This window comes from Streptomyces gossypii (assembly GCF_025165795.1).
Taxonomy (GTDB): domain Bacteria; phylum Actinomycetota; class Actinomycetes; order Streptomycetales; family Streptomycetaceae; genus Streptomyces; species Streptomyces gossypii.
This window is the reverse complement of record NZ_JAJAGO010000009.1, coordinates 65,911-78,784: the sequence shown is the minus strand read 5'-3', so window position 1 is coordinate 78,784 and position 12,874 is coordinate 65,911. Positions and strand designations below refer to the sequence as shown.

General features: G+C 70.2%; 14 protein-coding genes. 4 read left to right on the top strand and 10 right to left on the bottom strand.

The annotated features are described in order from the left end of the window. Positions 1 to 26 precede the first annotated feature (26 nt). A complete protein-coding gene (locus tag LHJ74_RS19815; protein WP_260219448.1) occupies positions 27 to 1,340 on the bottom strand; it encodes an acetyl-CoA C-acetyltransferase in 1,314 nt (437 codons plus the stop codon). A gap of 71 nt (positions 1,341 to 1,411) precedes the next feature. On the opposite strand from LHJ74_RS19815, the gene LHJ74_RS19810 reads away from it, so the two are divergent. Together LHJ74_RS19810 and LHJ74_RS19805 are read left to right on the top strand one after the other, a co-directional pair. Continuing rightward, on the top strand, positions 1,412 to 1,561 hold the full coding sequence (locus LHJ74_RS19810; protein WP_260219447.1) for a hypothetical protein: 150 nt from the start codon (positions 1,412 to 1,414) through the stop codon (positions 1,559 to 1,561). Beyond that, positions 1,561 to 2,478, top strand: coding sequence for a MaoC family dehydratase (locus LHJ74_RS19805; RefSeq protein ID WP_260219446.1), 918 nt, complete (start codon positions 1,561 to 1,563; stop codon positions 2,476 to 2,478). The genes LHJ74_RS19810 and LHJ74_RS19805 overlap by 1 nt, the downstream gene beginning before the upstream one ends. Here LHJ74_RS19805 and LHJ74_RS19800 read toward each other — a convergent pair. The 7 genes from LHJ74_RS19800 to LHJ74_RS19770 form a co-directional block, all read right to left on the bottom strand. Beyond that, on the bottom strand, positions 2,411 to 3,082 hold the full coding sequence (locus tag LHJ74_RS19800) for a TetR/AcrR family transcriptional regulator (RefSeq protein WP_260219445.1): 672 nt from the start codon (positions 3,080 to 3,082) through the stop codon (positions 2,411 to 2,413). The genes LHJ74_RS19805 and LHJ74_RS19800 overlap by 68 nt on opposite strands. Positions 3,083 to 3,238: 156 nt before the next feature. After that, the gene (locus LHJ74_RS19795) at positions 3,239 to 4,594 is read right to left on the bottom strand and encodes a dicarboxylate/amino acid:cation symporter (RefSeq protein WP_260219664.1); all 1,356 of its coding nucleotides are present in this window, start codon (positions 4,592 to 4,594) and stop codon (positions 3,239 to 3,241) included. A gap of 482 nt (positions 4,595 to 5,076) precedes the next feature. Next, positions 5,077 to 5,406, bottom strand: a complete 330-nt coding sequence (locus LHJ74_RS19790; RefSeq protein ID WP_260219444.1) for a DUF4229 domain-containing protein — start codon at positions 5,404 to 5,406, stop codon at positions 5,077 to 5,079. Between the two features lie 82 nt (positions 5,407 to 5,488). Then, positions 5,489 to 6,013 (bottom strand): GNAT family N-acetyltransferase, encoded by a 525-nt coding sequence (locus LHJ74_RS19785; RefSeq protein WP_260219443.1) that lies wholly within the window; start codon positions 6,011 to 6,013, stop codon positions 5,489 to 5,491. Positions 6,014 to 6,055: 42 nt separating this feature from the next. Continuing rightward, the gene (gene mqnE, locus LHJ74_RS19780; RefSeq protein WP_260219442.1) at positions 6,056 to 7,222 is read right to left on the bottom strand and encodes an aminofutalosine synthase MqnE; all 1,167 of its coding nucleotides are present in this window, start codon (positions 7,220 to 7,222) and stop codon (positions 6,056 to 6,058) included. A 108-nt stretch (positions 7,223 to 7,330) separates the two neighbouring features. Continuing rightward, positions 7,331 to 7,789, bottom strand: a complete 459-nt coding sequence (locus tag LHJ74_RS19775) for an Lrp/AsnC family transcriptional regulator (protein WP_260219441.1) — start codon at positions 7,787 to 7,789, stop codon at positions 7,331 to 7,333. A gap of 99 nt (positions 7,790 to 7,888) precedes the next feature. Further along, entirely contained in the window at positions 7,889 to 8,554 is a 666-nt protein-coding gene (locus tag LHJ74_RS19770; RefSeq protein ID WP_260219440.1) for a UbiX family flavin prenyltransferase, read from the bottom strand. A 61-nt stretch (positions 8,555 to 8,615) separates the two neighbouring features. On the opposite strand from LHJ74_RS19770, the gene LHJ74_RS19765 reads away from it, so the two are divergent. Together LHJ74_RS19765 and LHJ74_RS19760 are read left to right on the top strand one after the other, a co-directional pair. Next, positions 8,616 to 9,737, top strand: coding sequence for a hypothetical protein (locus LHJ74_RS19765; protein WP_260219439.1), 1,122 nt, complete (start codon positions 8,616 to 8,618; stop codon positions 9,735 to 9,737). A 112-nt stretch (positions 9,738 to 9,849) separates the two neighbouring features. Next, positions 9,850 to 10,446 carry a rhomboid family intramembrane serine protease gene (locus tag LHJ74_RS19760; RefSeq protein WP_260219438.1) on the top strand — a complete coding sequence of 199 codons (597 nt, stop codon included), beginning with the start codon at positions 9,850 to 9,852 and terminating at the stop codon, positions 10,444 to 10,446. A 31-nt stretch (positions 10,447 to 10,477) separates the two neighbouring features. Here LHJ74_RS19760 and mqnP read toward each other — a convergent pair whose 3' ends face one another. Continuing rightward, positions 10,478 to 11,398 (bottom strand): menaquinone biosynthesis prenyltransferase MqnP, encoded by a 921-nt coding sequence (mqnP, locus tag LHJ74_RS19755; protein ID WP_260219437.1) that lies wholly within the window; start codon positions 11,396 to 11,398, stop codon positions 10,478 to 10,480. Next, positions 11,395 to 12,846 (bottom strand): menaquinone biosynthesis decarboxylase, encoded by a 1,452-nt coding sequence (locus LHJ74_RS19750; RefSeq protein ID WP_260219436.1) that lies wholly within the window; start codon positions 12,844 to 12,846, stop codon positions 11,395 to 11,397. The genes mqnP and LHJ74_RS19750 overlap by 4 nt, the downstream gene beginning before the upstream one ends. Positions 12,847 to 12,874: the final 28 nt, after the last annotated feature.

The following is a 12,874-nucleotide window of genomic DNA, read 5'->3' as shown; positions in this document are numbered from 1 at the left end:
GGGGTGCGGCGAGCGGGCAGCTGGAGTCATGCGGCGCGGTGGGCGCGTTCGAGGATCGCGGTCACCCCCTGTCCGCCGGCCGCGCAGATGGAGATCAGGCCGCGGGCGCCGGGGCGTACGCCCTCACGCTCGGCGAGCAGTTTGGCGAGGGTGGCGACGATCCGGGCGCCGGTGGCGGCGAAGGGGTGGCCCGTCGCCAGGGAGGAACCGGCGACGTTCAGCCGGGAGCGGTCCACCGGCGCCAGCCCCTGCTTCTCCCAGGCGGCCATGGTGGCGAGCACCTGGGAGGCGAACGCCTCGTGGATCTCCACGAGTTCGAAGTCCTCCATCCCCAGCCCGGCACGCCGCAGCATCCGGGGGACGGCGAAGGCGGGGGCCATCAGCAGCCCCTCACCGGCCTCGTCCGTGAAGTCGACGGCGCCGGTCTCGTACGCGGTGAGGTAGGCGAGCGGCTTCAGGCCGCGCCGCTCGGCCCACTCCTCGTCCGCCAGCAGCACTGCGGCGGCGCCGTCCGTGAGCGGCGTGGAGTTCCCGGCCGTCATGGTGGCCTCGCCGCCGTCCGCGTCCGCGAGGCCGAAGACGGGTGCGAGCTGGCCGAGCTTGGCGGCGGATGTGCCGGGGCGCAGGTTCTGGTCCCGGGCGAGGCCGCTGAAGGGCACGACCAGCTCGTGCAGGAAGCCGCTGTCGTAGGCGGTTGCCAGGTTGCGGTGGCTCAGGGCGGCGAGTTCGTCCTGTTCCTGCCGGGTGATGCCCCATTCCTTGGCCGTACGGGCTGCGTGCTCGCCCATCGAAAGGCCGGTGCGGGGCTCGGCGTTGCGCGGGATCTCCGGGAGCAGGTGCCGGGGCCGGATCCGGGCCAGCTCCCGCGCCCGCGCCTTGAGCGTCTTGGCCCGCCGGGCGGCCAGCAGGATGCGCCGCAGCCGGTCGTCGACGGCGAGCGGTACGTCGCTGGTGGTGTCGGAGCCGCCCGCGATGCCCGAGTCGAGCTGGCCGAGGGCGATCTTGTTGGCGACGGAGATCACGGCCTGCAGGCCGGTGCCGCACGCCTGCTGGATGTCGTACGCCGGGGTGCGCGGGTCGAGCAGTGAGCCCAGGACGCTCTCTCGGGCCAGGTTGATGTCACGGCTGTGCTTGACGACGGCGCCCGCCGCGACCTCACCGACCGCATGCGGATCGTGCAGGCCGAAACGCTCGACGAGGCCGTCGAGCGTCGCGGTCAGCATGTCCTGGTTCGAGCAGCGCGCGTATGGGCCGTCCACGCGCGCGAACGGGATCCGGCTGCCGCCGACGACCGCGACACGGCGCGGGGGCTGAGCACGCATGAGGCCGCTGGAACTCATCCTCGACCAAACTCCTGACTTATGAGTAACCTTACTTGGAAGTAAATCCTTTGAGCGCGAGGAGTGCGGGAATGGCCGACCGTGACCCGTCCGGACCGGACGCCCGCCACTCCGCCGTGGACCTGGACGCTACGGGTATTCGGTCGGTTGCGGAACTCGGTGAGGCGCACGCCACGCCGCGTTCCGCCCTGGACACCACCCTACGAAGGACCGCTGCCTGATGGGCCCCGCACTCACTCTGGCCAGGGGCGCGCTGGGCTCGCTGCGCAAGCGGGGACCGTACGCCCGCGCGCGGCTCCCGGCCGAGCGGCTCGTGGCGGACGCCGTGCGGGTGGACCCCGGCAGGCTGGCGGCGTACGCCGAGGTCTGTGCCTTCCACCGCACGGACCCGCTGCCGCTCAGCTACCCGCACCTCCTCGGCTTCCCGCTCGCCATGAGGCTGATGGCCCGGCCCGACTTCCCCTTCCCGCTGCTCGGCCTGGTGCACACGGACATCGGGATCACCCGGTACGGCCCGCTGTACGCCGCGGACCGGCCGCAGTTGCGGGTGCACGCCGAGGGGCTGGCCCCGCACCGGCGCGGCAGCAGCTTCGACATGGTGACCGAGGCGCGGCTGGACGGCGAGACGGTGTGGCGCTCCCGCAGCACGTACCTGTGCCGTCACCGCGCGGGCGCGGAAGCGGGCGCGGGCGCGGACTCGGGCGCGGGCTCGGGCGCGGGCGCGGACTCCAAGGGCACCGCCGCCCGCTCGGACCCCGAGCCGCTGCCCGTCCGGACCGAGTGGACGCTGCCCGCAGGGCTGGGGCGCGGCTACGGCGCGGTCTCCGGCGACCGCAACCCCCTCCATCTGCACCCGCTCACCGCCCGCCCGTTCGGCTTCCCCGGAGCGATAGCCCACGGCATGTGGACCTTCGCCCGCTGTCTGGCGGAACGGCCGGTGGACGACGAGCCCCTCACCGTCACGGCGAAGTTCAGGGCACCGGTGCCGCTTCCCGCCCAGGTGACCTACGGGGAGCGGGACGGCGCCTTCGAGGTGCGGGGCGGCGTCGGTGACCGCGCCAGGCTGCACCTCAGTGGGCGGGTGTCCAGCGGTCCCCGCCCAGCAGGTTCTCCAGCCCGGCCCAGCAGAAGTTCATGAGGGTGGCCGCCGTCTCCTTCGCCGAGGGCGGGTCCTGCTCGCGGGTGTTCGCCCAGTCGGCGAGCGACTCCGCGGCTCCCACCAGCGCGTGTGCCAGCCCCGACACCTCACGCTCGGCAAGTACCCCGTCGCACCCGGCGTCCCGCGCGGCCACTCCGATCAGCTCCGTCACCAGCTCCGCGATCTCCGCCCGCAGCAGGGCCACCCCGTCCGCGAACGGCTGGCCCTGGCTCCGCGCCTGCTGGTGCAGCACGGCCCATCCGTCGGGATGCGCGGCGGTGTGCGCGAAGAAGGCGCAGAGTCCGTTCCACAGCATCCGGTCGGCGGGGACGGCGCCGCCGCCGCTCAGCGTGCCCGCGCGTACGGCCGCGATCAGGGCAGCCGACTCGCGCTCGATACAGGCCGTGAAGAGGTCTTCCTTCGACTTCAGATACTGATACACCAACGGCTTGGAGACTCCGGCCGCCTCCGCTATGTCGTCCATCGACGCGGCGCTGTAGCCGTGCCGGGCGAATCCCGCGACCGCCGCGTCGAGCATCTGCTGTTCACGGACAGCCCTGGGCACCCGCTTGCCGGTCTTCGTCCCCACCACTGCTGCCTTCATCCACCCCTCCGACCACGATCCCCCGCCCCTCCACGAACCTGCGCGGCGCAGCACCAAGGCTACGCCGAAAGCTCCCCCGGCCCTCTGGTTCCGGGGGAGCTTTCGGCACGCCGTGAGATCAGTCGGCCAGCGCCGGGTGACCGGCCGGGCGACTTGTCAGACGGGCAGCGGCTGGGGCCGCTCCGCCCGGGGCTCGGGCTCCTCGGCCTGCGCGGGAGCGGGAGACTCGTCCCACTCCAGCTCGTCCAGGCTGAAGCTCTTCGCACTGTTGAACGCGTCCAGGTCCAGGATCTTCTCCCGGGCCGAGACGATCACCGGGATCAGCGCCTGACCGGCGACGTTGGTCGCGGTCCGCATCATGTCCAGGATCGGGTCTATCGCCATCAGCAGCCCGACACCTGCCAGCGGCAGGCCCAGGGTGGAGAGGGTCAGCGTCAGCATCACCGTGGCACCGGTGAGTCCGGCGGTGGCGGCCGAACCGATCACCGACACGAAGGCGATCAGCAGATAGTCACCGACGCCCAGGTCCACGCCGAAGATCTGGGCGACGAAGATCGCGGCGATCGCCGGGTAGATCGAGGCGCAGCCGTCCATCTTCGTCGTGGAGCCGAACGGGACGGCGAAACTGGCGTACTCCTTCGGCACCCCGAGCCGCTCGGTCACCTTCTGGGTGAGCGGCATGGTGCCCACCGAGGAGCGGGAGACGAAGGCCAGCTGGATGGCGGGCCAGGCGCCGCGGAAGAACTGCAGCGGGCTGACCTTGGCGACGGTCGCCAGCAGCAGCGGGTAGACGCCGAAGAGGACGATGGCGCAGCCGATGTAGATGTCGGCCGTGAAGGTCGCGTACTGCCCGATCAGGTCCCAGCCATAGTCCTTGATCGCGGTGCCGATCAGGCCGAGGGAGCCGAGCGGTGCGAGCCGGATCACCCACCACAGCGCCTTCTGCAGCAGCGCGAGCACGGCCTCGCCGAAGACGAGCAGCGGATCCGCCTTCGGGCCCAGCTTGAGCGCGGCGATACCGACGACGGCGGCCATGAAGACGATCTGCAGGACGTTGAGCTCGGTGAACGGCGTGATCACGTCCGTGGGGACGATGCCGGTCAGGAAGTCGAGCCAGGAGCCCGCGCTCTCCGGCTCGGCACCGTCCTCGGCGCTGAGCCCGGTGCCCGCGCCGGGGTTGGTGAGCAGGCCGATCGTCAGGCCGATCGCGACGGCGATCAGCGAGGTGGCCATGAACCAGAGCAGCGTGCGGGTCGCCAGCCGGGCGGCGTTGGAGACCTTCCGCAGGTTGGTGATCGAGATGACGATCGCGAAGAAGACGAGCGGTGCGACGGCCAGCTTCAGCAGCTGGATGAACGTTTCGCCGATCTTGGTGAGGCTGGTGCCGAGCCAGTCGACCTCCCAGTTGCGGGCGACCCAGCCGAACAGGACGCCCAGCACCAGACCCCCGAGGATCTGGGCCCAGAAGGGGACCTTGGGTATCCGCAGGCGCGAGCGCGGCGCGGCGGATATCCCAGGGGACGAATCAAGGGACGAATCAGAGGACCTGTCAGAGGACACGGACACACTCCGGTGAGGGCGGATGGCGGGAAAGGCAGAGGAGGCAGAGCAACACGCACACAGGGCACGCACGGCACGTGGGCGCACCAGTCACACGAGGCGGGGAGGCCACGGGCGGGGCGCAGGGCGCACAGGACCCGGAGAGATGTCCGCGCCGCTGGTCAGCGGCTGGGACAGGCCGCGGAGACGCGGCGGCAGAGATCGACGTCCAGCCGCGCGACGAGCGACGTGCTCATCGCGTCCGCGGAGGAAACTGCTGTCGTCATGGACATCACGCTAACACCAGATCTTTGATTCACCCAAAGCCAGCCTTTGGGCGGTTCCTACGCCAACACACAACGCCCCGCCGGGAGAAGGTGATTCCCGGCGGGGCGGCGCGCGGTGTGTGACGCGCTTCACTGATCGGTTGAGCGGAGGCGGTTACGCGGAGGCAGTCACGCGGACTGCGCGGTCCCGGGGGTCGCGTCCTCCGCGTCCGTGGCGTCCTCCATGCTGCGGTTGTCGGCGAGCTTTCCCTTTACCCGGTCCACCCGGCCCGCCACCTGCGCGGACATCGCGTCCCGCTGACGGCGCAACAGCACGAAGCTGAGCGGGGCGGACACCACCAGGGCCAGCAGGAGGATCCACGCGGGATTGGACTTGCCGACGCCCTCCGGCAGGATCCCCACGTACGCCAGCCCCGCGACGGCAACGAGGCAGCCGACAAAGATGCCCAGCCGCATGGTGGTGTAGCGGAGCGCTGCGTGCGACGTGCTGCTGCTCACGGCCTTCTCTCCATTCCTTCTCAGTGCTGCTCGTCCTGCGTGTCAGCTGGTGTCAGCTGGTGTCAGCTGGTGTCAGCTGGTGTCAGCTCAGCGCCAGCCACATCGTCACATCGTCACGGAAACTGTCCTCGCCGACCCTGATCGCGCCGGGTACCCGGCCGACCTCCTGGTAGCCGCACGCGCCGTAGAAGCGCTCCAGCCCCAGCCCGCTGCGGAGCGTGAGCCGGATGCCCTCCACGCCGTCCATGTCCCGCGCGGCCTTCTCGGCGGCGGTCATCAGCTCGCGCCCCGCTCCGCTGCCCTGAAGGGAGGGCCGCACCATCACCGTGTACAGCCACACCCAGTGCCGCATCAGCCGATGCGTGTTGAAGGCGAAGAAGGCGGTGGCCGCGACCTCGCCCCGCTCGTCGAAGCCGACCAGCAGCCGTACCCGTTCCTCGGCCATCGAGTCCAGGTAGCGCAGCAGCTCGGGGCGGATGTCGTCCGTGGTCACCGGCGGCACGAAACCGACCGCGCCGCCCGCGTTGACGACGTCCGCCCACAACGCGCAGACACCGTCGGCGAGCTGGTGGTCCATCTTCTGAGTGAGGACGTGGCGCAGACTCATGCCATCGAGCCTACGAGACACCGTGCGGCGGTCACCGGTCGGTCACACCCGCATCGCCTGCGGCGTTTCACGGCGGTCCGCGTCGGGGCCGTCGTACTCGCGCAGGGTCTCGTAGCGGGTGTTCCGCTCGACCGGACGGAAGCCCGCGTCCCGGATGAGGTCCAGCAGGTCCTCGCGGGTGAGCTTGTCCGGTGTGCCGAAGTTGTCCGCGTCGTGGGTGATCTTGTACTCGACGACCGAGCCGTCCATGTCGTCCGCGCCGTGCTGCAACGCCAGCTGGGCCGTCTGCACGCCGTGCATCACCCAGAAGACCTTCACATGCGGCACGTTGTCGAAGAGCAGCCGGGAGACGGCGAAGGTCTTCAGCGCCTCGGCCCCGCTGGCCATCTTCGTACGGGCCTGGAGGCGGTTCCGCACCTTGCCGTCCTGCACGTCCACGAAGTCGTGCTGGTAGCGCAGCGGGATGAAGACCTGGAAGCCGCCCGTCTCGTCCTGCAGTTCGCGCAGCCGCAGCACGTGGTCGACGCGGTGCCGGGGCTCCTCGATGTGGCCGTAGAGCATGGTGCTCGGGGTCTTCAGACCCTTCTGGTGCGCGAGCCGGTGGATGCGCGACCAGTCCTCCCAGTGGGTTGCGTGGTCGACGATGTGCTGCCGGACCTCCCAGTCGAAGATCTCCGCGCCGCCGCCGGTCAGCGACTCCAGCCCCGCCTCGATCAGCTCGTCCAGGATTTCGCTCGCGTCCAGCCCGGAGATCGTCTCGAAGTGGTGGATCTCGGTCGCCGTGAACGCCTTCAGTGACACCGAAGGCGGCAGCGCCTCCTTGAGGGCGCTGAGCGAACGCGGGTAGTAGCGCCAGGGGAGCGTCGGGTGCAGGCCGTTGACGATGTGCAGCTCGGTGAGGTTGTCCCCCTCCATCGCCTTCGCCAGCCGCACCGCTTCCTCGATGCGCATGGTGTACGCGTCCTTCTCCCCCGGCTTCCGCTGGAAGGAGCAGTAGGCGCAGGACGCCGTGCACACGTTCGTCATGTTCAGGTGCCGGTTGATGTTGAAGTGGACGACGTCGCCGTTCTTCCGCGTCCGCACCTCGTGCGCCAGACCGCCGAGCCAGGCGAGATCGTCCGACTCGTAGAGCGCGATGCCGTCCTCGCGGGTCAGCCGCACCCCGGAGCGGACCTTCTCCTCCAGCTCACGCTTGAGTCCAGCGTCCATGCGCACGCGCCTCCTTCGGTCGGCTTCCAGCGTTTTTCGAGCGTACTCTCCCCCGCACCGGCGGCAGACGCCCCCCTGCGCATCGATTCTTCACGGGGTGGGACGGCACTACGGGGCGTCCTCCGGCAGCTCGCCGACCCGGTTCTCCCACTTGGTGGAGAGCACGATCGTCGTACGGGTGCGGGAGACGCCCTGGGTGCCCGACAGCCGCTGGATCGTGCGCTCCAGGTCGTCGACGTCACCCGCCCTGACCTTGACCATGTAGGAGTCGTCACCCGCGATGAACCAGCAGTCCTCGATCTCCGCGAGCTCCCGCAGCCGCCCCGCGACCTCCTCGTGGTCCACGGCGTCCGAGAGCTGGATGCCGATGAGGGCCGTGACGCCCAGGCCGAGCGACGGAGCGTGCACCGTCGCCCGGTAACCGGTGATGACGCCCGCCGCCTCAAGCCGGTTGATGCGGTCGGTCACGCTGGGGCCGGAGAGGCCGACGAGCCGCCCGAGCTCGGCGTACGACGCTCTCCCGTTCTCGCGCAGCGCCTGGATAAGCTGCCTGTCCACCGCATCCATGCGTACCGGGCCTTCCGTTTTCCTGGGATTCGCAGACTCTGCTCTTCGTCAGATACGAATCTAAGGCATTGCCCCGTGCGAGCCTCCGGTCACGTCCCCTTAAGGCTTGACGCTGCCGTTTTTGCTGGGGTCCCAGCGGCGGTAGAGGGTGTGGGGGATGCCCATCGTGTCCAGCGCTCGGCCGGCGACGAAATCGACGAGGTCCTGGATGTGGCGGGCCCCTGCGTAGAACGCGGGCGAGGTGGGCAGGACCACGGCGCCCGCGTCGTCGAGCGCGACCAGATGCCGGAGCGTCTGCCCGGTCAGCGGTGTCTCGCGCACGGCGACCAGCAGCGGGCGGCGCTCCTTGAGCGTGACGGAGGCGGTGCGCTGCAGCAGGTCCTTGGACAGCCCCAGCGCGACCCCGGCCACGCAGGCGGTGCTCGCCGGGATGATCAGCATGCCCTGGGCCGGATAGGAGCCGGAGGACGGGCCGGCCGCGAAGTCGCCGGCGGCCCAGTGCCGTACATCACCGGCCACCGGGTCGTAGGCGTCCGGTGTGCCGTCCGCGCCGCGTGCCAGCCAGCGGTGCAGGTCGGCCGAGGCGTGGGCGTCGCGGAAGGGATGGCCCGTCTCGTCCAGCACCGTGAGCCGGGCGGCCCTGCTGACGACGAGGTCCACCGGCTCTCCGGCCCGCAGCAGCGCGCGCAGCACCGCGGCGGCGTACGGCGTTCCGGAGGCACCGGAGACGCCGACGATCCACGGGCGGCGCTGGCTGGAGTTCACGCGTCGAGCCTACGACGCCCGCGACTGGCCAAGGAGGCGGGTCATACGGTTGGCTCCTGGGATGCAGATGTCCCGCTCCTCCCGATCCTTCCGACGTCCGGTCAGCGTCCTGGCCGGTGCCGTCCTGCTCGCCACCGTGGCCACGGGCTGCGGCCCCACGAAAGCGGGGTCCGCCGAGTCGGCGGTCCGGGACGCGCTGGACCAGCTGGGGGCGAAGGAGGACGCCACCATGATCGCCGAGCTGGACGGCACGACCGACCAGGTGCACTCCTTCCTGAAGGAGAACGGCCACTCCCTGCCGGGCCGCTCCGCCGTCCCGACCAGGAAGGACGCCCGGCTTGCGGCGCGGGCCCAGCTGACCGTCTCGGTCGGGGCGGACAAACCGCTGAACGAGCAGCGGGACGCCTCCGGCACCCGGCTCGCGGCGGCCCTGAACTTCGGCGACCGGGACGTCTTCGCGTACAAGGCGATCGGCAAGAAGATCTACATACGCGTGCTGCTCCGGGAGCTGTCCAGCGAGAAGTTGCTCACCAAGGGCGACCGCCGGGCCGTCGATGATCTGCGGGATCTCGCCGACGAGCTGCCCAGCTCGCTGAAGGCGGCGAAGTCCGCACTGCGGGGGAAGTGGGTCCGGATAAGCCCGGACGACTTCGGGGACTTCGCCTGGGCCGTCCGGCAGCTCACCGGCCAGGCGGGCAGCGGCGCACGGGCACGTGACGCGACTTCCGCGCTGGACGCCGGTGCGCAGCGGGACCTGCTGGACAAGCTGGGGGAGGTACTGCGCAAGGACGCCGTCTTCAAGAAGGCCGGGGCGGGGAAGTCCGGGAGCGACGGGGACGACGACACCGAGCAGCTGACGGCCACGCTGCCCGCACGCGAGACCGCGGCGCGGCTGGCTCCGGCGCTGAAACCGCTGGGCGTGGATCTGCGCCCGTCCGAGGTGCCGGACCGCGACATCACCACCCAGCTGACGGTACGGCGTGGCGAGCTGGCCGATCTCTCGATGGATCTCGGCCAGTTGACGGGGGCGAAGAAGTCCGTTCATCTGCCGCTGCGGCTGACCTTCAGCAGTGGTGACGCGCTCTCGACGGAGGCGCCGGAGAACCCGAAGAAGCTGGATCCGCAGGACGTGCTGGCCATGGTGCTCTACCGGTCGGAGTCCTCCGCGGACAAGAAGCCCTGACATCCGGGTGGGTCCGGGCGGGCTTGGGAACTCGGGACACCCTGGGTAGCGTTGTCAGCAGTACACGGCGGCAGGTGTCCGGCGGCGGCTCTCTCGGGGGAGGAGATGCACGATGGCGAGTGAATCCAGCTTCAGGGTGAAGGCGGCAGCCCAGCTGATCCTGCTCTGGGTCGGGCTCCTGTGGGTGCTGGAGGCCGTCGACCAGCTGTCGGGGCACTCTCTCGACAGCTTCGGGATCGAGCCGCGCCGCACAGGCGAGCTGCTGGACGTGGTGCCCGCGTCCTTCATGCACTTCGGTTTCGATCACCTCGCGGCCAACACCGTGCCGCTGCTGGTGCTGGGCTTCATGGCCGCGCTGCGCGGCACCGGCCGTTTCCTGCTGGTCGCGATGACGATCATCCTGGTCAGCGGCCTGGGCGTCTGGATCACCGCGCCCGAGCACAGCAACACGGCCGGGGCCTCCGGGCTCGTCTTCGGGCTCTTCGGCTATCTCGTGGTGCGCGGCTTCGTGGACCGGCGGATCACGGATGTGGCGCTCGGCGGTGTCGTCGCGGTGCTGTACGGCTCGATCCTGTGGGGCGTGGTGCCGACGACGGACGGAGTGTCCTGGCAGGGTCACCTCTTCGGGCTGATAGGCGGCGTGCTGGCCGCCTTCGCGGCCTCCAGCACGCGCGGCACGGTGGGCGCCGCCAAACCGAGCTGGCACTGACGCGCCCACCGGCAGCACATGCCGGGCGCAGCTACCAGCCGAGCCCGCGCACGATCAGGTCGAGCAGCGCGAAGCCGAAGAACACGATCCCGATCACACCGTTGACCTTGAAGAACGCCCGGTTCAACCTGCTCAGATCCGTCGGCGTGACGATCGCGTGCTCGTAGAGGAAGGTCCCGAAGACGACAAGCAGGCCCAGCCAGTAGCAGACCCCGGCTCCCGACTCCGCGCCGAACCACACCAGCAGGGCGGCCGTGACGACATGCGCGCCGCGCGCGCCGTACAGCGCCGCCGCGATGCCGAAGCGGGCCGGGACGGACCGCACCCCCTGGGCGCGGTCGGTCTCGATGTCCTGGCAGGCGTAGATGAGGTCGAAGCCGCCGATCCAGATGCCGACCGCCAGCCCCAGCAGGACGGCGTCCCAGGACCACGAGCCGGTGACCGCGAGCCAGGCGCCGACCGGGCCCATCGCCTGGGCCAGGCCGAGGATCGCGTGCGGGAAGTGCGTGAAGCGCTTCCCGTAGGGATAGACGACCATCGGGACCACGGCGGCGGGAGCGAGCGCCAGACAGAGCGGGTTGAGCAGCGCACAGGCGCCGAGGAAGACGGCGAGCGAGACGAGCGCGCCCGTCCACGCCGTGCGGACGGAGACGGCACCGGTCACCAGCTCCCGGCCCGCGGTGCGCGGGTTACGGGCGTCGATCTCGCGGTCGATGATCCGGTTCGCCGCCATCGCGAAGGTCCGCAGGCCGACCATCGCCACGGTGACGATGAGGAGTTCGCCCCAGTGGACGGCGGAGTCCTCGTGGTACATCGCGGTGAGGGCGGCGATATAGGCGAAGGGCAGCGCGAAGACCGAGTGCTCGATCATCACCAGCCGCAGAAAGGCCCGCACCCTGCCGGTGCCCGGCCGGGCCGCTCCCGGCCCGGCCACCCCCTCCGCGGTGCTCACAGCCCGTATTCCTTCCAGCGGCTGGTCACCCGGGCGGCGATCGCCGGGTCGGACTCCACCATGCGGGGCCATCCGCCGTCGCGCGTGTACCCCTCCTCGGGCCACTTCGCGGTGGCGTCGACACCCGCCTTCCCGCCCCAGAACTGCTGGTACGAGGAATGGTCGAGATGGTCGACCGGGCCCTCCACCACAGTCAGGTCGCGTGCGTAGTCCACGTTGCCCAGCGCCCGCCAGGCGACCTCGTGCAGGTTGTGGACATCGCAGTCCGCGTCCACGACGACGATCAGCTTCTCCAGCGAGAGCATGTGCGCGCCCCAGATCGCGTGCATGACCTTCTGCGCGTGCTTCGGGTACTTCTTGTCGATCGCGACGATCATGCAGTTGTGGAAGCCGCCCGCCTCCGGCAGGTGGTAGTCCACGATGTCCGGCATGACGATCTTGAGTAGCGGCAGGAAGAACTGCTCCGTCGCCCGCCCCAGCGGGCCGTCCTCCGTCGGGGGCCGGCCGACCACGATCGACTGGAACACCGGCCGCTTCCGGGTCGTCACACAGTCGATCCGCAGCGCCGGGAAGTCCTCCTGCGGCGTGTAGAAGCCGGTGTGGTCGCCGAACGGCCCTTCCGGCAGCATCTCCCCCGGCTCCAGCCAGCCCTCCAGCACCACCTCGGCCGCCGCGGGCACCTGGAGCGGCACCGTCTTGCAGTCGACCATCTCCACCCGCTTGCCCTGCGCCAGGCCGGCGAAGAGGTATTCGTCGATGTCGGCGGGCAGCGGCGCGGTGGAGGCGTACGTCACAGCGGGCGGGCAGCCGAACGCGATGGCGACCGGCAGCTTCTCCCCGCGCTTGGCCGCGACCTGGTAGTGGTTCCGGCTGTCCTTGTGGATCTGCCAGTGCATCCCGATGGTGCGCTTGTCGTGCCGCTGGAGCCGGTAGAGGCCCAGATTGCGGACCCCCGTCTCCGGGTGCTTGGTGTGGGTGAGCCCGAGGTTGAAGAAGGAGCCGCCGTCCTCCGGCCAGGTGAAGAGCGCGGGCAGCTCGTCCAGGTCCACCTCGTCGCCGAGGAACACCACGTCCTGGACGGGCCCCTCCTTGACCTTCTTGGGCGGCACATGCGACATGGCGCCGAGCTTCCCGAACGCCTCCCGCATCCCGCCGAAGCCCTGCGGCAGTTCCGGCTTGACCAGCCCGCCGATCGTGTCGCTGATCTCGCTGTACGACGTGAGACCGAGCGCTTTGAGCAGGCGCCGGTCGGTGCCGAAGACGTTCATCGCCAGCGGCATCGTGGACCCTTTGAGGTTCTCGAAGAGAAGGGCGGGACCGCCGCTCTTCTGAACCCGGTCGACGATCTCGCCGACCTCCAGCCGTGGATCCACCTCAGCCGTAATCCGCTTGAGGTCACCTTCACGCTCCAGCGCCCGCAGAAGCGAGCGGAGATCCTCGTATGCCATACGCCCCAGTATCATTCATAGCCACTTC